At 66.9% G+C, this 19,741-nt stretch carries 19 protein-coding genes, 1 tRNA gene and 3 pseudogenes; 12 read left to right on the top strand and 11 right to left on the bottom strand.

The annotated features are described in order from the left end of the window. The first annotated feature begins 62 nt into the window (after nucleotides 1-62). Nucleotides 63-461, top strand: a pseudogene (locus tag B7Z66_13025) (group II intron reverse transcriptase/maturase). Between the two features lie 53 nt (nucleotides 462-514). On the opposite strand, the pseudogene B7Z66_13020 reads toward B7Z66_13025, so the two are convergent. The 3 genes and pseudogenes from B7Z66_13020 to B7Z66_13010 form a co-directional block, all read right to left on the bottom strand. Then, nucleotides 515-715, bottom strand: a pseudogene (locus B7Z66_13020) (hypothetical protein). Between the two features lie 244 nt (nucleotides 716-959). Continuing rightward, nucleotides 960-1,036: transfer RNA gene (locus B7Z66_13015), tRNA-Arg, on the bottom strand. Nucleotides 1,037-1,151: 115 nt separating this feature from the next. Continuing rightward, nucleotides 1,152-2,792 (bottom strand): hypothetical protein, encoded by a 1,641-nt coding sequence (locus B7Z66_13010; GenBank protein ID OYV75453.1) that lies wholly within the window; start codon nucleotides 2,790-2,792, stop codon nucleotides 1,152-1,154. A gap of 91 nt (nucleotides 2,793-2,883) precedes the next feature. On the opposite strand from B7Z66_13010, the gene B7Z66_13005 reads away from it, so the two are divergent. Further along, nucleotides 2,884-3,639 (top strand): hypothetical protein, encoded by a 756-nt coding sequence (locus B7Z66_13005; GenBank protein ID OYV75457.1) that lies wholly within the window; start codon nucleotides 2,884-2,886, stop codon nucleotides 3,637-3,639. 24 nt (nucleotides 3,640-3,663) lie between these two features. Here B7Z66_13005 and B7Z66_13000 read toward each other — a convergent pair whose 3' ends face one another. From B7Z66_13000 to B7Z66_12990, 3 genes are all read right to left on the bottom strand, one after another. Further along, a complete protein-coding gene (locus B7Z66_13000) occupies nucleotides 3,664-4,644 on the bottom strand; it encodes a GTP 3',8-cyclase MoaA (GenBank protein ID OYV75452.1) in 981 nt (326 codons plus the stop codon). 297 nt (nucleotides 4,645-4,941) lie between these two features. Beyond that, on the bottom strand, nucleotides 4,942-5,190 hold the full coding sequence (locus B7Z66_12995) for a hypothetical protein (GenBank protein ID OYV75451.1): 249 nt from the start codon (nucleotides 5,188-5,190) through the stop codon (nucleotides 4,942-4,944). 297 nt (nucleotides 5,191-5,487) lie between these two features. Continuing rightward, the gene (locus tag B7Z66_12990; protein ID OYV75450.1) at nucleotides 5,488-5,724 is read right to left on the bottom strand and encodes a hypothetical protein; all 237 of its coding nucleotides are present in this window, start codon (nucleotides 5,722-5,724) and stop codon (nucleotides 5,488-5,490) included. A gap of 585 nt (nucleotides 5,725-6,309) precedes the next feature. On the opposite strand from B7Z66_12990, the gene B7Z66_12985 reads away from it, so the two are divergent. Further along, nucleotides 6,310-6,711 carry a hypothetical protein gene (locus B7Z66_12985; GenBank protein OYV75456.1) on the top strand — a complete coding sequence of 134 codons (402 nt, stop codon included), beginning with the start codon at nucleotides 6,310-6,312 and terminating at the stop codon, nucleotides 6,709-6,711. A 66-nt stretch (nucleotides 6,712-6,777) separates the two neighbouring features. Here the strand turns inward: B7Z66_12985 and B7Z66_12980 are convergent, their stop codons facing one another. Further along, a complete protein-coding gene (locus tag B7Z66_12980) occupies nucleotides 6,778-8,295 on the bottom strand; it encodes an ATP-dependent protease (protein ID OYV75449.1) in 1,518 nt (505 codons plus the stop codon). A gap of 79 nt (nucleotides 8,296-8,374) precedes the next feature. Continuing rightward, entirely contained in the window at nucleotides 8,375-8,632 is a 258-nt protein-coding gene (locus B7Z66_12975) for a hypothetical protein (GenBank protein OYV75448.1), read from the bottom strand. A 246-nt stretch (nucleotides 8,633-8,878) separates the two neighbouring features. Here B7Z66_12975 and B7Z66_12970 point away from each other — a divergent pair, with 246 nt between their 5' ends. The 5 genes from B7Z66_12970 to B7Z66_12950 all read left to right on the top strand — a co-directional run bounded on the left by B7Z66_12970 (nucleotide 8,879) and on the right by B7Z66_12950 (nucleotide 13,805). After that, nucleotides 8,879-9,193 (top strand): hypothetical protein, encoded by a 315-nt coding sequence (locus B7Z66_12970; GenBank protein ID OYV75447.1) that lies wholly within the window; start codon nucleotides 8,879-8,881, stop codon nucleotides 9,191-9,193. Beyond that, nucleotides 9,190-9,474, top strand: a complete 285-nt coding sequence (locus tag B7Z66_12965) for a hypothetical protein (protein ID OYV75446.1) — start codon at nucleotides 9,190-9,192, stop codon at nucleotides 9,472-9,474. Before B7Z66_12970 ends, B7Z66_12965 begins: the two co-directional genes overlap by 4 nt. Nucleotides 9,475-9,555: 81 nt before the next feature. After that, nucleotides 9,556-9,894: a transcriptional regulator gene (locus tag B7Z66_12960; GenBank protein OYV75445.1), complete on the top strand. Its 339-nt coding sequence runs from the start codon at nucleotides 9,556-9,558 to the stop codon at nucleotides 9,892-9,894. A 21-nt stretch (nucleotides 9,895-9,915) separates the two neighbouring features. Further along, nucleotides 9,916-11,226: an ammonia channel protein gene (locus tag B7Z66_12955; protein OYV75444.1), complete on the top strand. Its 1,311-nt coding sequence runs from the start codon at nucleotides 9,916-9,918 to the stop codon at nucleotides 11,224-11,226. A gap of 239 nt (nucleotides 11,227-11,465) precedes the next feature. Further along, the gene (locus tag B7Z66_12950; protein OYV75443.1) at nucleotides 11,466-13,805 is read left to right on the top strand and encodes a hypothetical protein; all 2,340 of its coding nucleotides are present in this window, start codon (nucleotides 11,466-11,468) and stop codon (nucleotides 13,803-13,805) included. A 43-nt stretch (nucleotides 13,806-13,848) separates the two neighbouring features. Here B7Z66_12950 and B7Z66_12945 read toward each other — a convergent pair whose 3' ends face one another. After that, nucleotides 13,849-14,088 (bottom strand): cytochrome C551, encoded by a 240-nt coding sequence (locus B7Z66_12945; GenBank protein OYV75442.1) that lies wholly within the window; start codon nucleotides 14,086-14,088, stop codon nucleotides 13,849-13,851. Between the two features lie 128 nt (nucleotides 14,089-14,216). Here B7Z66_12945 and B7Z66_12940 point away from each other — a divergent pair, with 128 nt between their 5' ends. The 3 genes from B7Z66_12940 to B7Z66_12930 all read left to right on the top strand — a co-directional run bounded on the left by B7Z66_12940 (nucleotide 14,217) and on the right by B7Z66_12930 (nucleotide 16,164). Next, the gene (locus B7Z66_12940) at nucleotides 14,217-14,828 is read left to right on the top strand and encodes an ATP-binding protein (GenBank protein OYV75455.1); all 612 of its coding nucleotides are present in this window, start codon (nucleotides 14,217-14,219) and stop codon (nucleotides 14,826-14,828) included. Next, a complete protein-coding gene (locus B7Z66_12935; GenBank protein ID OYV75441.1) occupies nucleotides 14,819-15,619 on the top strand; it encodes an iron export ABC transporter permease subunit FetB in 801 nt (266 codons plus the stop codon). Before B7Z66_12940 ends, B7Z66_12935 begins: the two co-directional genes overlap by 10 nt. Nucleotides 15,620-15,696: 77 nt before the next feature. Beyond that, nucleotides 15,697-16,164, top strand: a complete 468-nt coding sequence (locus tag B7Z66_12930; GenBank protein ID OYV75440.1) for a hypothetical protein — start codon at nucleotides 15,697-15,699, stop codon at nucleotides 16,162-16,164. 51 nt (nucleotides 16,165-16,215) lie between these two features. Here B7Z66_12930 and B7Z66_12925 read toward each other — a convergent pair. Together B7Z66_12925 and B7Z66_12920 are read right to left on the bottom strand one after the other, a co-directional pair. Then, nucleotides 16,216-16,472 (bottom strand): annotated as a pseudogene (locus tag B7Z66_12925) (hypothetical protein). Between the two features lie 331 nt (nucleotides 16,473-16,803). Further along, nucleotides 16,804-17,667 (bottom strand): spermidine synthase, encoded by an 864-nt coding sequence (locus B7Z66_12920; GenBank protein ID OYV75439.1) that lies wholly within the window; start codon nucleotides 17,665-17,667, stop codon nucleotides 16,804-16,806. 128 nt (nucleotides 17,668-17,795) lie between these two features. Between B7Z66_12920 and B7Z66_12915 the strand changes: the two genes are divergently transcribed. Continuing rightward, nucleotides 17,796-19,682: an arginine decarboxylase gene (locus tag B7Z66_12915; protein OYV75438.1), complete on the top strand. Its 1,887-nt coding sequence runs from the start codon at nucleotides 17,796-17,798 to the stop codon at nucleotides 19,680-19,682. Nucleotides 19,683-19,741 lie beyond the last annotated feature (59 nt).

Here is a 19,741-nt window from a genome sequence, read left to right as displayed (position 1 = left end):
CAGAGGGCATAGTAAGCGGCGCCCCCGCCGAAGGCCCGAACGATGAAAGACGAAGGACCATGATGGAGAGAGACGGGAGCGCATCTGACCACCTGCCGATGTAGGCTGCGGGCATACCAAAGGATGAACTCGTCGCTGGACCGTTAGGACAGCCGGAGTCGATTCACCCCCAAGCGTTGCTGGCTCAAGTGCTGGAACAGGCCAATCTGCAACGCGCATTGAAGCAAGTGCGCCATAACAAAGGCGCGCCGGGTATCGACGGCATGAGCGTCGATGAATTGCCGGACTACCTCCGCCACCACTGGCCGGAAATCCGCGTGCAACTGGAGACGGGCCGTTATCGTCCGCAGCCAGTCAGGCGCGTGGAAATTCCCAAGTCAGATGGGGAAAGCCGACCTCTTGGTATTCCCACGGTGTTGGACCGCTTCATCCAGCAAGCCATTGCGCAAGTGATCTCGGCGGGTAGTGTCCAGACTCTTTCGCACTTTTGTTTGGCGGTGGCCCCGGTCTGGGTTCATGCCGCGTGGGTCTCGGTGGCGTCGAGGTCCCTCAGCAGCTCCACCCTCAGATAGCGCTTGGTGCCCCATTGGGTGCCGGCGATGTGTGGCTGCGTGGCCGCGCAGAGCATCAGCGCAGAATGGCCGTCGGGGAATGCACCGACCACACGGGTCCGACGCCGGATCTCCCGCATCATCCGATCCAGCGGGTTGTTGGTAACACAGTAAGGGTCGATCGATCGGCCGAGCCATTTGTTTCATGGTTGAGGTACACCTTCCCGCGCCCAGCGTGGGCCGCGCTGGCGAGCCATTGCCATGGAAGTCCCCGCATCGGTGGCGGACGGCGACCTACTACTATATAAACGAAGCGGGCAAACCGGGGTTTACGGAAAAACTTCTGCGGGCCCGGGTGCGGCGAATCGCCCTTGTTGTGGGCGCCGCGCACCTAACCCACTGAAAATATGGCGCGCCCGACAGGAGTCGAACCTGTGACCTTCGGCTTCGGAGGCCGACACTCTATCCAGCTGAGCTACGGGCGCGAGGGCTGTAGAGAATACCGCTTCGGCGGGCCGAACGTCTATGCCAGCGCGGGGCGGCCGGGCGCCGGGCGCAAGGATCGGACCGCGGGTGTCATGCCGCCCCTCCTGGCCGGGGCTAGGTCCGCCCGCCGGCGCGGGTGCCGCGGGCGTAGGACAGCCCCAGGTTGGCCTGCTGGCAGAAGTGCTTGAAGCTGGTGTAGCTCTCCGCGTCCAGGGGCCGCCCGCTGGGCTCGCGGTCGGCGTAGAACAGGCCGATGGTGCGGTTCTGCACCACGATCGGCATGACGAAGAACCCGTTGGCGCCGGTAAGGGCGGCCACCTGCGGCGTGAGCAGCGGCGCGAGGCGCGGCTCCGGGGGCTGGGTGACCCACAGGGACTCGCCCTCTTCCAGCGTGTGGACGAAGATATTCCGGCTCCGATGGGTGGTGTCGATGGTGAAGCGCTCGCGCACGTCGTCCGGTCCCCAACCGAGGGCGTAGCGGGCCTTCAGGGTACGGCGGTCGGCGGTGAGCAGCGCGAACAGGGTGCGGTCGAGACCGATGCCCCGGTGCACGCCCTCCAACACCATTTCGAGCAACAGGTTGAAGTCCGGGTTGGTTTCCAGCAGGCCCGAGAGTTCCCGCAGGATCTGCAGTTGCAGCATGGGGTCGGGTTCCGGGAACGGTGCCGGCGCCGCTTCGGCAACAGTGTCTGCGCCCGCGCCCGTGCCCGGTGCGCTCTGTGCCGCGCCGGGGCGCTTGGCGGAGCGCGGCCGGGGGATCAGGCTGTCCGCGTAACCGGCCCCGTAGTAGACCGCGGTCTTGGCCGCCTCGTCGGCATTGGCATGCACGAGCCGGGTGACCTGATCCAGCGGCAGGTACAGTGACTCCGCCACCCGGTCCAGGAGGGCGTCCATCTCCGGGGCGTCCCAACCCGCTTCCGCCTCGGCGGCCAGTTCGTGACCGAGGGCCACGTTGCGCACGCGCGGGTCTTCGTCCTGTTTGTCGTCGACTGCGTGTTCCAGCAACTCGCCGAGCTGCCACTCGTGGGTCAACTCCCGGGTCAGGTCACGCAACTCGAAACCCAACACCGCGCGTTCCGCGGCGCGCGGGTCCTGGCCCGGCCGGCGCAGGGCCGCGTCCAACTGGTCCGCGAGTTCCTCCGAAAAACTCCAGAACGCCAGGGACCCGAGGTGGTAGAGCAGCGTGGCGATGAAGACTTCTTCGGGCGCGTCGTCTTTGCGTTTCATGGCGAAGGTCCGTGCCTGGACCGCGGCGTGGAACGAGCGCGCCATGCCGCGCGTCACGCGCTCCTTGCCGCGCCCGCTGGCCATGGCCTCCACCACCGCGATGGACAGGCAGATGCTGCGTACCGCGTCGAATCCGAGGACCACCACGGCGCGGCTGATGGTGCTGATCCGGTGCCCGCTCTGGTTGTAGAACGGGCTGTTGGAAACCCGCAATACCCGTGCCGTCATGCCCGCGTCCTGCAGCACCACCCGCGCGAGTTCCGCCGCCGAACTGCCGTCGGACGCAGCGATCCGCGAGAGATCGCGCGCGGTGCCGGCGAATACCGGCATGCCTTGCGCGTTGAGCCGCTCCACCCATCCACGCAGGCCGAGTTCGCCTTCCGGGGCAGGATGCTGCACCATGTCGGCGGCGGGTTCGGCGCGCGGGTCCAACACCTGGGCGGGGCCGGATGACGGCGTGGGGTCCATACGGCTCGGTCCTTGGGGTTCGAGGGGCCCGGGGGTGGCGTGAATCGGTCTCGCCTTCATGTCGGTTCCGGGGGGTGAGAACTGAAGCCCGGTCGATGGGCGACGGAGTAAAAGTTCTACCGTGCTGTGGCTCTCCTATATTCTGCTGGGAATGTTCGCGGGTGTCACCGCGGGTCTGCTGGGGGTGGGCGGCGGGCTGATCATCGTGCCGGTATTGGCCCTGTTGTTGCGCGGCCAGGGCGTCGGTGAGGATCTCGTGATGCATCTGGCGGTCGGGACGTCACTGGCCACCATCGCATTCACCTCCCTGTCGTCCGGTTATGCCCACCATCGCCGCGGCGGCGTGTCCTGGCCGGTGTTCGCACGCCTCGCGCCGGGGATCGTGGTGGGCGCCGGGCTGGGCGCGGTAGCGGCGGCCCTGCTGCCGGCGCACGGGCTGCGCGCAGTGTTCGGTCTGTTCGAGTTGGCGGTGGCCGCGCAGCTCGCCTTCGGTCGTCCGCCGGCCCCGCACCGCCAACTTCCGGGGCCCATCGCCACCGGGTTCGTGGGTACCGCCATCGGGGCGGTCTCCGCGCTGCTGGGGATCGGCGGCGGTTCGCTCACCGTGCCGTACCTGGTCTGGTGCAATGTGCCGATCCGCACCGCGGTGGGCACCTCCGCCGCGTGCGGTCTGCCCATTGCCCTGGCCGGTGCCGCGGGCTTCGTCATCACCGGCTGGAATGCGGCGGGATTGCCGCCCGGCGCCAGCGGGTTCGTGGTCTGGCCCGCGGTGGCGGGGGTGGCCATCGCCAGCGTGGCGTTCGCGCCGCTGGGCGCGTGGATCGCCCATCGCGTGCCGACGGTCGCGCTGCGGCGCGGGTTCGCGTTATTCCTGGTGGCGTTGGCGGTGAAGGTGCTGTGGGGGTGACGCTACGGTTTCAGGGCGGCGTGTCTAGCCGCCGGTCATGGACATGAAACGCACCACCTTTTCGGGGTGTTCGCGGAACTCATGGCGCTCCGGCTTGCGCGCGATGGCCTGATGTACCGCGTGGTCCAATGCCGTGTCGTCGGCCCCGGCGCGCAACAGCGTGCGGAAGTCGAAGCTGTGCTCCTGGCCCAGGCACAGGTAGAGGATGCCGTCCGCCGCCAGCCGCACCCGGTTGCAGGTGGCGCAGAAGTGCTGGGAGATGGGGGTGATGAAACCGATGCGCAGATCGGTCCCCGCCACCTGGACGTAACGGGCCGGACCGCCGCCGGGCATCACCCCGGGGAGCAGCTCGAAGCGGTCTTCCAGGCGGCGGCGCACGGTCTGCAGATCAATATAGTGGCCGCTGGCGGCGCGCCCGGAATTCCCCATCGGCATGGTCTCGATGAGCCGCAGGGTGAAACCGTGCTCCAGGCAGAAGCGCACCATGTCCTCCACCTCGTCGTCGTTGACCCCGCCCATCACTACCATATTGAGCTTCACTGGACTTAGGCCCGCGGCCTTCGCCGCCATGAGCCCCGCGATGACCTTGTCCAGCCGCCCGCCGCCGGTGATCGCGCGGAAACGCTCGGGGCGCAGGGAATCGAGACTCACGTTGACGCGCCGCACGCCGGCCTGGTGCAGGGCCTGTGCACAGCGCGCAAGGCGCACCCCGTTGGTGGACAGGGAGAGGTCGTCGAGCCCCGGCAGCCGCGCCAGGCGTGCCGCGAGTTCCGGGACGCCGCGCCGCACCAGGGGTTCGCCGCCGGTGATGCGCAGACGCCGCACGCCGAGCCGCGCGAAGGCCCCGATCACCCGCTCGATCTCCTCGAAGGTCAGCCAGTGCTCCGGTTCCTCGAAACCGTCGTAGCCCTTGGGCAGGCAGTACTGGCAGCGCAGATCGCAGCGGTCGGTGACCGACAGCCGCACATAGTCGATGGTCCTGCCGAACGGATCGGTGAGGGGCATGGTGCATCCAGTGGGTGGAGCAGGCCGCCGGCCGGGCTGGATCGCGGATGGCACACCGCGACCGCGGGCCCGTCGATTTCAGGATGGGCGTGCGGATGAGCGGCGTCAACCACGGTGGTGGTGGGGGGATGGGCCGGGAGGGGGCCGATCAAATTGCCCGATTTGCCGCGCGTTGAGTGAAACGTCAGGGCGGCTTGTTTCAATACCCCCAAAAGATCGCATTTTTCAACCGCGCGCGTCGCGACGGTGTCGAAGGCCTAGCCGACCCTGCGTCGAGGTGGGCGCAGGGAGTGCGCACTAGGCGCGCACGTCGAGGGGGGGTCCCCAAGCAGTGGGATCCGAATGGCTGGGACCGCGTGCGGTGCCGCGGTACCGCTCGACACCAGCGCGGGCGTTGGCGGCCGAGACCCGGGGCGCATCGCGGGCGCGGCTGATGGGCCCCTCCGCAGGCGGTTCCCAGTTGCCCGTAGCGGTGAGACGGACCGCCGCGGCCGTTAGCCGGACCTCCTCCATAGTGGGTTGCCAGGGCGCTTGGGCGGTGGCCATCCGAACCCGGACCCGCTCTGCCTCCGGGCCCGGGGCCCGGTGCTGGGGCGGTGGTGGCCAGATCCGCTGCGGAGCGGTGGATCGCCCCACCCGGCGTGCCACAGGTGGGGTGGGGCGCAGTGATAACGACGGGAACGGTTGCGCCGGTCCGGCGGGTGGCGGCTGGTCGGCCCGGGTATCCAGGGCCGCGCCGGACCCGGAGGCGCGGGGAGCCAGGTGGGCGGGTGCGGTGAACGAGGCGACTTCCATGACGGATGCCGATGGGGCGGGGGACTGATCGGTCCCCTGCGGGGGCGGTTACGCCTGGACGTTCAGCAGGGTCCCGATGGCGGTGTCGACCGCATTGAGGGCCTGTACCGAGGCGGCTACCTGGAGCTGGTCCTGAGGCAGGTTTACCAGCGGCCCGAGCACGCTGGGCGGTGCCCCCGTGCCGTTGCGCAGGTTGGCGTCGGCGATGGCCTGGGCGTTGCGGTTCAGGTCGGTGAGGCCGCGTTGGATCCCCAGCACGGCCGGGCCGACGGCAGAGATACTCATGGGCAACCCCTTGCGCCCGGATGGATGGGCGCGGTTACTTCGTGGCGCGGTGCGATGCCGCCGGGGTTCCTTGACGTTGGGTCCGGGCGGTTCGCGAACCGCCCGGTGCGTACTCCTGATACGTGGGGTAGCGGCAGCGCGGCCCGATCCTTGAGCCGCCGGCTCCGTGGGGCTGGATGGCGGCGGTGGCCCGCGGTCCCAGGTCACCGGGAGGGAGGTGTCGAGCGGGCGGGCTGCGCGCCTGCCGGAGCCGTCCTGGCGTTCGGTTCCGTGCGGCCCAGCGGTCCGAAGCGCGCCAGTTGAGTGGCTATCCACGTCGCGGTTTCACTGGTGCGGGCTCGGCCAAGGCGGCTGCCGCTGATCGCGCCCTGGAACGGAGTACAAACCCGTGCACAATCTGGCTATACTGTGGGCCGCCTTTTTCGGGGGCCTAAACGGGTCTGCGCGCGTGGCTACGCCGTGCGGCGGATCCTATGGCCGGGATCGTGACGCGAGGAGTCGGAAGTGAGTCATCAAGACGACGTATTCATCTCAACCTTCAAGGGCATTCTCATTGTCCTTGCCGGGCTGGCAGTGGTATTCGTATTGGTTGCGCACTATCTCGAAGGCCGCTTCGATACCGCCAATACGGGCCAGAGCCGTGCGGCCCAGGCGCAGTTGTTGGCGCGGATCGCCCCGTTAGGCCAAGTGCACGTAGCGGGCGAGCCCGCGCCGTCCGCCGCCGCCCCGGCGGCTGCGAAGGCAAAGATCATGACCGGCGAGGAGGTATACCACACGGTGTGTTCCGCCTGTCATGCCACGGGGGTCATGGGTGCGCCGAAGTTCGGCAACAAGGTGTTGTGGGCGCCCCACGTGGCCAAAGGCATGGACGTACTGTTCCAGCATGCCTTGCACGGGTTCAAACTGATGCCCCCCAAGGGTGGGTCGAACCTGCCGGATCAGGACATCAAGAACGCTGTGGAGTACATGGTCTCCCACTCTAAGTAGCCGGCCAGCGGCGACGGCGTGCGTGAGGCCGGGGCAACCCGGCCTCACGCGTTTTTGAACCGGCATTTACGCAGTAGGTGGTACGGAGCGGTCCAGGCGCCGGTAGCCGATGGCCTCGGTGAGGTGGGTGGTGCGCAGTTCCGCGGCGCCTGCCAAATCGGCAATGGTGCGGGCGACCTTCAGAATCCGGTGATAGGCGCGCGCCGACAGGTTCAAGTGTTCCATGGCCTGTTCCAGCAGACGCGAGTCCTCCGGGCGCAGGGCGCAGAACTGTTCCACTTCCCGGTTGGCCAGGCCGGCGTTGGGTTTGCCGCCTCGTGCGATCTGCCGCGCCCGCGCCTGGGATACGCGTTGCCGGATTTGGGCGGAGCTCTCGCCGTCGGGTCCGCGCGCCAGTAGCCGATCCTGGGGTACCCGCGGCGCCTCTACGTGGAGGTCGATGCGATCCAGCAACGGCCCCGAGACCCGCGCACGGTAGCGCTGTACCTGCTCGGGGCTGCACCGGCAGCGCCCCCGTTCGTCGCCGAGGTAGCCGCAGGGGCATGGGTTCATCGCCGCCACCAGTTGGAACCGGGCCGGGAAGTCCGCCTGCCGCGCTGCCCGGGAGATCGTGATATGCCCCGATTCCAAGGGTTCCCGCAACACCTCCAGCACGCGTCGGTCGAACTCCGGCAATTCATCCAGGAACAGCACACCATGGTGTGCCAGGGAAATCTCCCCAGGGCGCGGCGTGCCGCCACCGCCTACCAGTGCCACGCCGGAAGCCGTGTGGTGGGGCGCGCGGAACGGGCGTCGGCGCCACGCGGGTGGGGTGAACCCCTGGTGACTGATGGAGACGATGGCCGCGCTTTCCAGGGCCTCGTGTTCTTCCATGGGGGGAAGGATGCCCGGCAGGCGGCTGGCCAGCATGGACTTGCCGGTGCCCGGCGGGCCGATGAACAGCAGGCTGTGACCGCCGGCGGCGGCGACCTCCAGGGCGCGTTTGGCTTGATACTGGCCGCGCACGTCGTTCAGGTCGTCGAACGCCGGGGGCGCGTCGGCCCAGGCGGGGCGCGCGTGGGGGAGCAGGGGCTGGCGGCCGGTCAGGTGGGCGCAGACCTCCAATAAAGAGTCCGCCCCCAGTACCCGCAGGCCGCTGGCGAGCGCCGCCTCGTCGGCATTGGTACGTGGAACCACCAGGGTCCGCCCGTCGTGGCGGGCCTGGAGGGATGCGGGCAGCACTCCCCGAACCGTCCGCAATTCCCCCGTCAAGGCGAGTTCGCCGAGGAATTCGTACTGTCCCAGGACGTCCGCGGGGATCTGGCCGGAAGCCGCCAGCACCGCGAGGGCGATGGCGAGGTCGAAGCGCCCACCCTCTTTGGGCAGGTCCGCCGGGGCCAAATTGATGGTGATGCGCCGCGCCGGGAATTCGAAGGCGCTGTTGACCAACGCGCCGCGCACCCGGTCTTTGCTTTCTTTGACGGCGGTCTCCGGCAGCCCCACCAGGGACAGGCTCGGCAGGCCGTTGGCGAGATGAACTTCCACCGTAACCAGCGGAGCGCTGGTGGCGTCCTGCGCACGGCTGTAGGCAATCGCTAGCGACATCGGCATCCTTTCCTGAAAGCGGCGGGACGCGGCGCCGTGTTCCTGTGGCGCCACCCGGGGTACGCGACCCGCGGTGTGTCTACTCCGGCTTGCGGTTGAGTAGCTGCTGTTCCAGGGCGGCGACCTGCGCCTCCAAGCCTTCCAGCTTCTCCCGCGTGCGGCTCAGCACCTGTACCTGCACGTCGAATTCCTCCCGGGTTACCAGATCGAGCCGCGCGAAGGCGCCCTGCAGCGCGGCACGCAGGTTCTTCTGGAGGTCCTCCTGAAGGCCGCGTATCGCTGGCGGGACCGCGTCCGCCAAGCGCCGCGCCAGGTCATCCAGGATCTTGGGGTCCATGGTGTCGGGTCCTGTTGGCGACTTCAACCCGTAAGTCTACGCCAATGGACGCTTTGCTGTCCCGCGACGGGGCGGATGCATTGCGCCACTGCGGCGGTTGCCTGGGCGCGGGCGCGAACGCACTTTAGTTGTGCATCGCCCGCGGCGGGGCTCCCCATTTTAGTGCATAGTTCCTGGCCCAATCGGACCGATGTTTAATAAATAATTGATTATATTGCGTATATATCCTTGGCACAGGTCGTGCAAATGTGCCTACGGGGATTCTTCCACTACACCATCGATACGGTTGAGCACGGGGAGGTCTTTACCATGCCAGCGCTTACCATCACTTGCTTTGCCGCGGGGATGCCGGGGTGTGCGGGAGCCTCCCGCGCCGGAGTTGCGGGCAAGTCCACGGCGCCGGTGCCCTCCCCCAGCGGCCAGATTCTGGCCGCTGGACGGATCGGGATCAACGGTTACGTGGAGCGGTCCGGGACCCACCGCTTTGTGCGGCAGGCCACCGACCGGATTTTCGGCACGCAACTCATCCGTTCCATTTCAACACGGGCGACTTGTCGATGAGCCGGAGCAGCAGCGATGGTTTCGGTGGCGCCGCGGTGCTGAACGTCGGGCCGGACGCTGGCGTGACCGCGCTGTCCGGGATCAGCAACACCGGCCAGTTCGACGCGCAGCAGGCTTGCCGGAGTTACCCCACCGGGCCCGCCTCCCTCGCCTTCGGGAAGATGGCCGCCCTGATCGGGGTCGAGGTCATCCCGAGTCCCAACGACTGGAACTTCCCCGCGGATGCGGGGTTCGTGAAGAGCCAGGATACGCTTGCCATTGAGGGCATCTACCGGTTCTGACCCGGGCGCGGTCAGATCTTCGTCCCCCGGTGAGTCCTGGGTGTCAGGCCATCCGGGGGGCAATACAGAGGAGCCAATGCGATGAAGCTTGTGACCGCTATCATCAAGCCGTTCAAGCTGGACGACGTGCGGGAGGCCCTGTCCGATATCGGGGTGCAAGGCATTACCGTAACCGAAGTGAAGGGCTTCGGACGGCAGAAGGGCCATACCGAACTCTACCGTGGCGCAGAGTATGTGGTCGACTTCCTGCCCAAGGTGAAGGTGGAGGTCGCGATTGACGATGGTCTGCTGGACCGGGTGATTGACGCGGTTCGCAGCGCAGCGCAGACCGGAAAGATCGGCGACGGGAAGATTTTTGTCTATAACCTTGAACAGGCAATTCGCATCCGTACCGGTGAGACCGGCACGGATGCGCTTTAGGCCAGGCGGGAGGACCTCCACATGAAGATTCGTTTGTACACGGGCGCTCGCGGCGTCCTGGCGATAGCGGCCTTGTTGTTGCCCACCCTGGCGATGGCCGATACTGCGGCCAAACTCAATTCGGGCGACACCGCCTGGATGCTCACCTCTACTGCATTGGTCCTGCTGATGACCGTGCCCGGCCTGTCGTTGTTCTACGCGGGCATGGTTCGGGCCAAGAACGCCCTGTCCGTCATGGTGCAGTGTTTCGCCATCACCTGCTTGGTCACGGTGCTATGGACGCTCTATGCCTACGGGCTGGCGTTCGGGGACGGCGGGAGCATGCAGCAGTGGATCGGTGGATTGGGCAAGGCCTTCATGGCCGGCGTGGGGCGTGACACCCTAAGCGGCACCATTCCAGAAACCGTGTTTTCCATGTTCCAGCTCACCTTCGCCATCATTACCCCGGCGTTGATCGTGGGCGCCTTCGCCGAGCGCATGAAATTCTCGGCGATGCTATGGTTCGTCGGGCTGTGGCTGACCTTCGTGTATGCCCCCATTGCCCATTGGGTCTGGGGCGGAGGCTGGCTCGGAGGCCGCGGTGCCCTGGACTTCGCGGGCGGGACCGTGGTGCACATCAACGCCGGTGTGGCCGGTCTGATGGCGGCCCTGGTCATGGGCAAGCGCAAAGGCTATCCGGGTACCGCGATGCCGCCTCACAGCCTGATGCTCACGCTGGTGGGTGCCGGGATGCTGTGGGTGGGCTGGTTCGGTTTCAACGCCGGCAGCGAGTTGGCAGCCGACGGCACTGCGGGGATGGCGATGGCGGCCACCCAGATCGCGACGGCGACCGCCGCGCTGGCCTGGATGTTCAGTGAGTGGATCGTCCACGGTAAACCGAGCGCCCTGGGTATCGCCTCCGGTGCGGTCGCGGGTCTGGTGGCCATCACGCCGGCCTCGGGCTTCGTGGGTCCCATGGGGGCCATCGCCATCGGTGTTGCCGCTGGCGTGGGTTGCTACTTCTCGGTGGCAAAGCTCAAGCCGATGTTTGGCTACGACGACTCTCTGGATGCCTTCGGCGTGCATGCCGTCGGTGGGATCATCGGTGCCATGCTCACCGGCGTGTTCGTGGCCAAGGGCCTGGGCGGTGCCGGACTCAAGGAAGGCGTCACCATGGGCCACCAAGTCTGGACCCAGGCGGTGGCCGTCTGTTCGACTTTGGGCTATGACGCCGTGGTCAGCTTCATCCTGCTGAAGATCGTGGACGCCTTCATCGGCCTGCGAGTCAGTGAAGAGGCGGAGACCGAAGGCCTGGATCTCGCCCTCCACGACGAGCGGGCTTACAACCTCTGACCGGGGCATGTGCCTCCTCCAATTGCGGGCGCTTCGGCGCCCGCTTTTTTTGTGGTATCCCTGCCCGAATCACGGTCCGGATCGAGAAACGGCCACTCCCCCTGGCTTTACCCCTTGTTTTCGCTAGAATAGACTGGGCGGAACAGGGGGTGCGCGGCGGCGGGCTGGGTCGCTGGCGCTTCTGCCTTCCCGCCGCCAGAGCCCCTGTGCAGCGGGCTCTCCCACCTCAGGTTGGAGCGATGCCAACGCCGCGATCCGCCGCGATTGCCCTCGACGCGTTGCCTGCGCCGGTTCCGGAGCCGGAACGCTTGTGGCGCCGGGTCACCGCCCTGTTCGTGGCCGGTGGCCTGCTGGTGTTGATAGTCTTCGGGGTGTGGAGTTGGCAGGAGACCTATGATCGGGTGGACTCCGCCCTGACCATCGAGGTGCGGATGGCCGCCGATGCGGTGCAGGCCGCCCTGAGAGGCCTCGGCAACGACCTGCCCTATCTGGGTGAACTGCTCCTGCAACAGACCCCGCCGTCCCTGGAAGGCCGCTATCGGATCCTCCACACCTACGATAGCCGCCACCCGGACGTGGCCAGCATGGTGTTGTTTACTCCCGATGGCAGGATGCTGCTCAATACCGCGCGTCCGCTTGGGGCCCGGCTTCCAGATCCGCGCCGCCATCCGGCGATACTGGCCAGCATCCGCGCCGCTTTGCGCGCCCCCGACCTCTGGGTTGGCCGTACCCAGAAAGGCTTGGTGTTGGGTGCTTGGCGTATCCCGGTGCGTTACGTGGTGCGCGGCCCCCGGGGTACCCCACGCTACATCCTGCAGGCCTCCATGCTTCTGTCCACCCTCACCCGGGACTGGGTCCAGATCCAGCTCTCATCGGGTGCCGCTATCGGACTGATCCGCAACGACGGGATACATCTGGCGCGGTTGCCGGCCCCACACCCGGAGCGGCTCTATAGCACGACGATGACCGGCCCGCTGATAGAAACCATGCACGCGCATCCGGCGCGGACCGGGGGTGGCTACGAGGGACAGGTGCAAAGCGACCGGACGCGGCGCATCGGCCGCTATGCGCGTCTCCGGGACTTTCCCATGGCGGTCTACATTAGCGTGCCGATGCGTACCGTCTGGGCGGCTTGGTGGCGGACCAGCGCCCCGTTTCTGGGCCTCGGGTTGTTCGGGCTCGTGGGCTATGTGGGCCTGGCGCGGGTGCTGCTGAGCCGCGAGCGTGGCCACCTGCGCGCCCTCGCCCAGGAGAGCCGCCGGGATCCGCTCACCGGCCTGCCGAATCTGCTGGCGGCGCGGGAGTGGTTGGACCGCACCCTGGTGGACGCGCACGGGCCCGTGGGACTGCTGCAAGTGCATCTGGACGACTTCGCCGATGTCCACGACGTCCTGGGCGCGGCGGGAGGGGACCAAGTGCTCCATGAGGTGGCCATCCGGCTTCAGACTCACCACACGGACCCGCAGGGTCTGGTTGCCCACCTGGGCGTGGAGCAGTTCCTGGTGGGTGTCCCGGGGGCCGATCTGCTGCGGGTCCACCGCTTGGCGCGCGTCCTGCAGGACGCTATCAACCAACCCCTGGAGATCGGCGAGCACACGCTGCGGCTGCACGCCAGCATCGGGGTGACCGCATTCCCGGACGATGCGGATACCGCTGATGATCTGCTGCGCGCGGTGGCCAGCGCGGTGCATGTGGCCCAACACGACGGGCGCGGGATCATCGGCCTATATGATCCGGACAGCAGCCGGCAAAGCGTGGCCCGGGTGCGGTTTCAGCATGCCATCGAACGGGCCCTGGCCCGGGACGAGTTCGTGATCCACTATCAGCCGATGATCGCGTTGGATACCCGCCGGGTAGTGGGGGCCGAGGCCTTGATCCGCTGGCAGGATCCGGAACGGGGACTGGTGCCGCCGGCGGAGTTCATCCCGCTCGCAGAGGCCACGGGCTGGATTTCCGCCATCGGAGAGTGGACCGTACGGCGGGTGTGCCGCGACTGGACCGAGTGGCAGGCGACCGGTCTGCGCCTGCGGATATCCGTCAACCTGAGCGCCGACGAGTTCCGCAACCCGGATTTTCCGCTCAAACTGCGCCGTGCATTGGCGGTGGCCCATATGGATCCCACGTCCCTGGAGTTTGAGGTCACCGAAACCGCGCTGATGCAGGACGTGCAGCGCAGCGCCCATACCATGCACAGCCTGGTGGACCTCGGCCTGCGCTTCGCCATCGACGATTTCGGCACCGGCCACGCTTCATTGGCCTACCTGCGGCGATTGCCGGTGCAGGTGATCAAGATCGATCAGGAGTTTGTGCGGGGTCTCGATGTCGACGGCGTGGATCGGGCCATCGTCCAGGCGGTGACCGCGCTGGCCCAGGGCCTGGGTTGTACCACGGTGGCGGAAGGGATCGAGACCGAGGCCCAATACCGGATTCTAAAGGACCTCGGTGTGCACGCGGGACAGGGATTCTGGATCAGCCATCCCCTGCCGCGCGAGGAGTTCGCAACTCTGGTGCGCCGCTACGTGCATCTCCCTCCGTCCGGGCTGGACGGCGACGCGGGGGGTGCGTCGGAGCGCAGCTGATGCCCGGCGTCGGCGCTTCTGCGTTGAATGTCCGGCCGACGCGTCAGTCGAGGTGTTTGTGGGTGCCGTCGCAGTATGGGTGCTGCGCGCTGTGCTTGCATCCGCACAGGGCCACCTGGGCCGTTTCGGTGACCTCGAACTTCACTGGCGAGAAGCCGGTATCCTTGTGGGAACCATCACAGAAGGGTTGATTTTGGGAACGTCCGCAGGCGCACCACCAGTAGGTGCCCGGTTCCAGTTCCAGCAGAAAAGGACCCTTTTGGACGACGACCGGCTCTTTCATCAGGACCTCTCGACCGTGGATTCGGCTGACGCCGGCAGATGGACACGGTTACCATACCGGATGGATCTCGAATCTGTAAAGACACCGGCGCCCCACCGGAATCGCGCGCACCGCGTGGAGCAGCGGTTCTGAGCCGGTTGCACGTCGAGCAGCTGCGCACCCCGTTTCTCGGGCCAGTGGATTTTGTCCTGGGTCCTGGGGAGTGCGCGGCGCTCAGCGGCCCGTCCGGTGCGGGCAAGACCTTGCTGTTGCGGGCCCTGGCAGACCTGGATCCGCACGCGGGTGAAGTCTATCTGGACGAAGTACCCGCGCGCCGTTTTGCGCCCCCGGACTGGCGCCGTCGCGTGGGCCTGCTGCCGGCGGAGAGTCCGTGGTGGGCGGATCGGGTGGGCGCACACTTTCCCGCCGCCGGGGTCGCCGGGCTGGAACGGCTCGGATTCGGACCGGAGGTGCTCGGTTGGGAGGTGCGCCGTTTGTCCACCGGTGAACGCCAGCGGCTGGCGCTATTGCGGTTGTTGGTGAACCAGCCACAGGTGCTGCTGTTGGACGAGCCTACCGCCAACCTGGATGCCAACAGCCGCGGCCAAGTCGAAGCGCTGATCGCGGACTACCGCCGTGTCCACCACGCGCCCGTGGTCTGGGTCGCGCACGACGATGCCCAACTCGGCCGCATTGCCACGTGCCACTTCCGTATGTTGAACGGACAGTGGCTCATCGGTGCGGAGGCCGCGTGCACCTGATCCAACTCACCGCGCTGGACCTGGGGCTCGCGGCCTTGCTGGTGGTGGCGTTGGCGGCACTTTCCGTGCGGCTGCGGCTGGAAGTGGCGCGCCCGCTGCTCATTGCCGCATTGCGCACCACGGTCCAACTGCTCCTGGTGGGGCTGGTGCTCAAGGCAGTGTTTGCCCAGGTGCACTTGGTTTGGATCGGCGCCATCTCCGTGGTGATGCTGCTGATGGCGGGTCGTGAGGTGATGGCGCGCCAGCGTCGGCGGCTCGCCGGCTGGTGGGGCTTTGGGGTTGGGACGCTGTCGATGTTTGTATCCTCCTTCTCTGTGACCTTGCTGGCCCTGGTGGTGGTCATCGGTCCCCAGCCGTGGTACCAGCCCCAGTACGCGATTCCATTGCTTGGGATGCTGCTGGGCAACACCATGAGCGGGATCGCGGTGGCCATGGACCGGCTTACCCAATCCGCCTGGCAGCAGCGCGCCATGATCGAGGGGCGGCTGCTGCTGGGAGACAACTGGAGCGAGGCCATCGGCGAGATCCGCCGCGAGAGCACCCGCAGCGGACTCATCCCCATCCTCAACGCCATGGCGGCGGCGGGCATCGTCAGCCTGCCGGGCATGATGACCGGTCAGATCCTGGCCGGCAGCCCGCCGGTGGAGGCGGTGAAATACCAGATCCTGATCATGTTCCTGATCACCGCCGGCACCGGGTTCGGCACCGTCGGGGCGGTCTGGCTGGGCGCGAAGCGCCTGTTCGACGAACGCCAGCGGCTGCGTATCGACCGGCTGCGGGAACCCGCCTGATCCAGGTCGTTTTACAGTTGCGCCGCGCGCCGACCGCTATAACCTTCGGACAACCCGGAACCGAGGGGGGTATAACCATGTCTCGCGCATTGCCCGGCGCCCTGCTCATGATCCTGTCGCTGTTCCCCGGCGTCGGGGCGGGCGCGGGGATCTACCGCTGGGTGGGCGCCGACGGCAGCGTCCACTTCGGGGACCAGCCCGGTGCCTTGGGCGCCACCCGGGTCACGCCCGCGCCCGCGCCCCCGGCGAGCGAGGATCCCGACCGCGCCGAGCACGAACTGCGCCGCAAGCGTTTGCTGCGCGCCTTCGACGAAGAACATGCCGAGAAACGCGCGCGCGAGGAGCGTGCCCAGCGCGAAGCGCAGCAGCGTAAGCGCAACTGTGCCGTCGCCCGTGATCGTCTGCGGGTTTATGCGTCTGCCCACTATCTGTACGACATAGACGCCCGGGGAAACCGGGTCATCCTATCGGATGCGGCGTACGCCAAGACCATGGAGCAGGCCCGTCAGGCGGTACAGCAGTGGTGCGGGGATGGAAGCGGCTGACCCAGGCGCCGTCCCCACCCGAGCGGCGGGGACGGCGGGGCGACAGATGGATCAGAAACCGCCGGCGGGCGGGGCGCTGGGATGGATATACGCCCACCCCTGGGCCTCCCGCAGGGTGATTTCTCCGACCCCTGACGGGACGATCGTGATGAAGGGGTAGAGATCCTTGGTTCCAGCAGATTCTTTATGCTGTTCAATGCTTTCTTGATGAATTTGTGACCGCCATGATCAATCTGGAAGATCGCACTGTAGTGGTGGCCCTGGACCGCCTCCGCGGGCGCGCTCATGCCGTCATGGGATGCGGCCAGCGCCGCCGGGGACAGGCCGGCGAACAATGCGGTGGCCAGTGCCACCAGCAGTGCGCCGGGGAGCCGTATGTTGAATCGATTTGCCATCGTGATTCCTCCATCCTCAATTTATAATTTGGGTAATGTTGCTACGGTGGGACGATCGGCGCCGTGCCACTATTCCATATGTCGTGCCGCTGATTGCACTACTAATCGATCGGATGGACCGTTAGTCCCTAATTCCCGGTGGTTTTCTGCGGTAGCCGCCAGCGCGCACGCCGCTGCCCTGCCGGCGCTGGGCACCCGCGCGATGGCCACCGCCGTAGTGGCGGAATGGTGACTCAGACGAGCTTTAGGACATCAGGGCCTGGTAGAAGAACTCCGGCACTGCCATGGACGCGCCATGGATGCCGGCGTTGTAGTAGCGGGTCTCAAACGGCTTGTCCCGGGCGTCGTCCTCCCGGAACCCCGAGAGCGGCATGTCTTTGCATGCCATGGTGGCGGACCACCAGCCCGAGGGATAGACGGGCTGCGGGAAGTGCAGGGTCAGAACGTCCAGGAAGCCGGCGCCGCGGATCGCCCCGTGCATGGCCTTCAGCAGTTCTGTGTGCAGCAGCGGTGACTCACTTTGAGCGACCAGCAGGCCGCGGCTGTTCAGAGCGCGCAGGCAGTCCCGGTAGAAGGTCTCCGAGAACAGGCCTTCCGCGGGTCCGATCGGGTCGGTGCTGTCCACAATAATCACGTCGAAGTATCCGGGGTCGGAGTCCTTCAGGAACCGGATCCCGTCGGTAAAGTGGAACTGCGCGCGCGGATCATGGTTGGCCTCGCACAACTGCGGGAAGTATTGTTCCGCCACGCGGGTCACGCGCTCGTCGATTTCCACTTGCTGCGCTTCCCGCACCTCCGGGTGCTTCAGGACCTCGCGCAAGGTGCCGCAGTCGCCGCCGCCGATGATCAGCACGCGCCGTGGATCCGGGTGGGTGTAGAGGGCGGGGTGGGACATCATCTCGTGGTAGATGAAATTGTCCCGGTCGGTGAGCATCACGAAGCCGTCGATGGTCATCAGGCGCCCGAAGGTGGCGGTGTCGTAGACCTCGATCCGCTGGTAGGGACTCTGCTCCTCGTGCAGCCGGCCCTTCCCGGTGAGACGCAGGGAAAATGCGGTGCCCGCATCCGCCGCGATTTCCGTGAACCACCCTTCATCCAGCTCGCTCAATGTACCGCCCTCGATCGTCGTGCGTTGCCGGTCGGATGATAGCCATCCCGGCGGCCCCGAGGCAAGGAACCCCGGCCGATTCCCGCGCGCGCTTGCAAGTTGGCGGGTGAAACTCGAAACTGTCCGCCATGGCCGACTGGGAACTGCAGGACGCGCGCGACACCTACAACATCGCTCACTGGGGGGGCGATTACTTTGACGTTGGCGAAGGCGGGCGTTTGGTGGCACGCCCCAGCCGTGATCACGGTCGGGAGCCGGTGGACCTGTACGAATTGGCGTACCGGATACGCGACGCCGGACTGTCCTGGCCGGTCCTGGTGCGCTTCGTCGATATCCTGCGCGATCGTGTGGATACCCTGGTGGAGGCGTTCGGTGTTGCCATGGGGGACGACGGCTACCAGGGTGCTTTCACCGCCGTCTATCCCATCAAGGTGAACCAACAGCGCAGCGTGGTGACCGAGATCCTTGGCCACGGCGACGGGCGCGTGGGCCTCGAGGCCGGCAGCAAGCCGGAGCTCATGGCGGCGCTCGCCCTGGTGCCCTCCGGCGGCGTGCTGGTGTGCAACGGTTACAAGGATCGGGAGTACGTCAGGCTCGCGCTGGTGGGCCGCGAATTGGGCCACCGGATATATATCGTTGTGGAGAAACTCTCCGAGCTCGATCTGGTGATCGAGGAATCCCGGGCCCTGGGCGTCACGCCACTGGTGGGGGTGCGCGTGCGGCTCGCCTCCATCGGCGCGGGTAAGTGGCAGAACACCGGTGGCGATAAGTCGAAGTTCGGCCTGTCCGCGGCTCAGACGTTGGAAGTGGTGCAGCGTCTCGACGCGGCGGGGCTGCTGGGTTCCCTGCAGTTGCTGCATTTTCACCTGGGTTCCCAGATCGCCAACATCCACGACATACAGCGCGGCGCCCGCGAGGCGGCGCGCTGCTACGCTGAGCTGCGCACCCTGGGAGTGCCCCTGGCCTGTGTGGACGTGGGCGGTGGTCTTGGGGTGGACTATGAGGGCACCCGTTCGCGCAGTTTCTGCTCAATGAATTATACGGTGCAGGAATACGCCCGCAACGTGGTGCATACCCTGTGGGAGGTGTGCGCAGAGCAATCCCTGCCCCACCCGGACATCATCACCGAGTCGGGCCGTGCCATGACCGCGCATCACGCGGTGCTGGTGACCAACGTCACTGATGTGGAGTGTGCCCCGGGCATCGCGTGCGACGGCGCCCCCGGGGATGACGAGCCGATGATCCTGCACGATCTGTGGCGCGCCTTGCAGGGTTTGTCGGAGCGCTCCGCCCTGGAGGTCTATCACGATACCGCGCACTGGCTGGCGGAGGCCCAGTCCATGTATACCCACGGGGTCCTTGATCTGGCCCAGCGGGCCCGGGCCGAGCAGATCTATTACGCGACTTGTTGGAAGGTGCGCCCGCTGCTGCAGCCGGCGATCCGGGCGCACCGCGACGTGTTGGACGAACTCAACGAGAAGCTCGCGGACAAATACTTCTGCAACCTGTCCGTGTTCCAGTCCCTGCCCGACGTGTGGGCCATCGACCAGATCTTTCCCATCGTGCCCCTGCATCGCCTGGACGAGGCCCCGGCGCGGCGCGCGGTGATCCAAGACCTCACCTGTGACTCCGACGGGCGCATAGACCACTACGTGGATCGTGACGGAATCGAGACCACCCTGCCCCTCCACGCGTGCCACCCCCGCGAATCCTACTTACTGGGCTTTTTCCTGGTGGGCGCTTACCAGGAGATCCTGGGGGACATGCACAACCTGTTCGGTGACACCGATTCGGTGAACGTGGTGCTGACCGAAGACGGCGGTTACCGGCTGGAGGAGGCTCAACGCGGCGACACCGTGGACGCGCTGCTGCGCTACGTGCACTTCGAACCGGAGGACCTGAAGGAACGCTACCGGGCCAAGATCCAGGCCGCGCCCCTCAGCGCCGCGCAGCGCACCGACTACCTGGAGATTCTGGAGGCGGGGTTGGAGGGCTATACCTACCTGGAAGACTGAGGCTCCTGCATCCACCGGTCCTGGAGGCGGCGCTTGCGGGGTGCCTCGGGCGCTGGCGT

The sequence above is a fragment of the Chromatiales bacterium 21-64-14 genome, assembly GCA_002255365.1.
Lineage (GTDB): Bacteria > Pseudomonadota > Gammaproteobacteria > 21-64-14 > 21-64-14 > 21-64-14.
The sequence above is the reverse complement of the archived record's forward strand: the minus strand, read 5'-3'. Positions and strand labels throughout refer to the sequence as shown.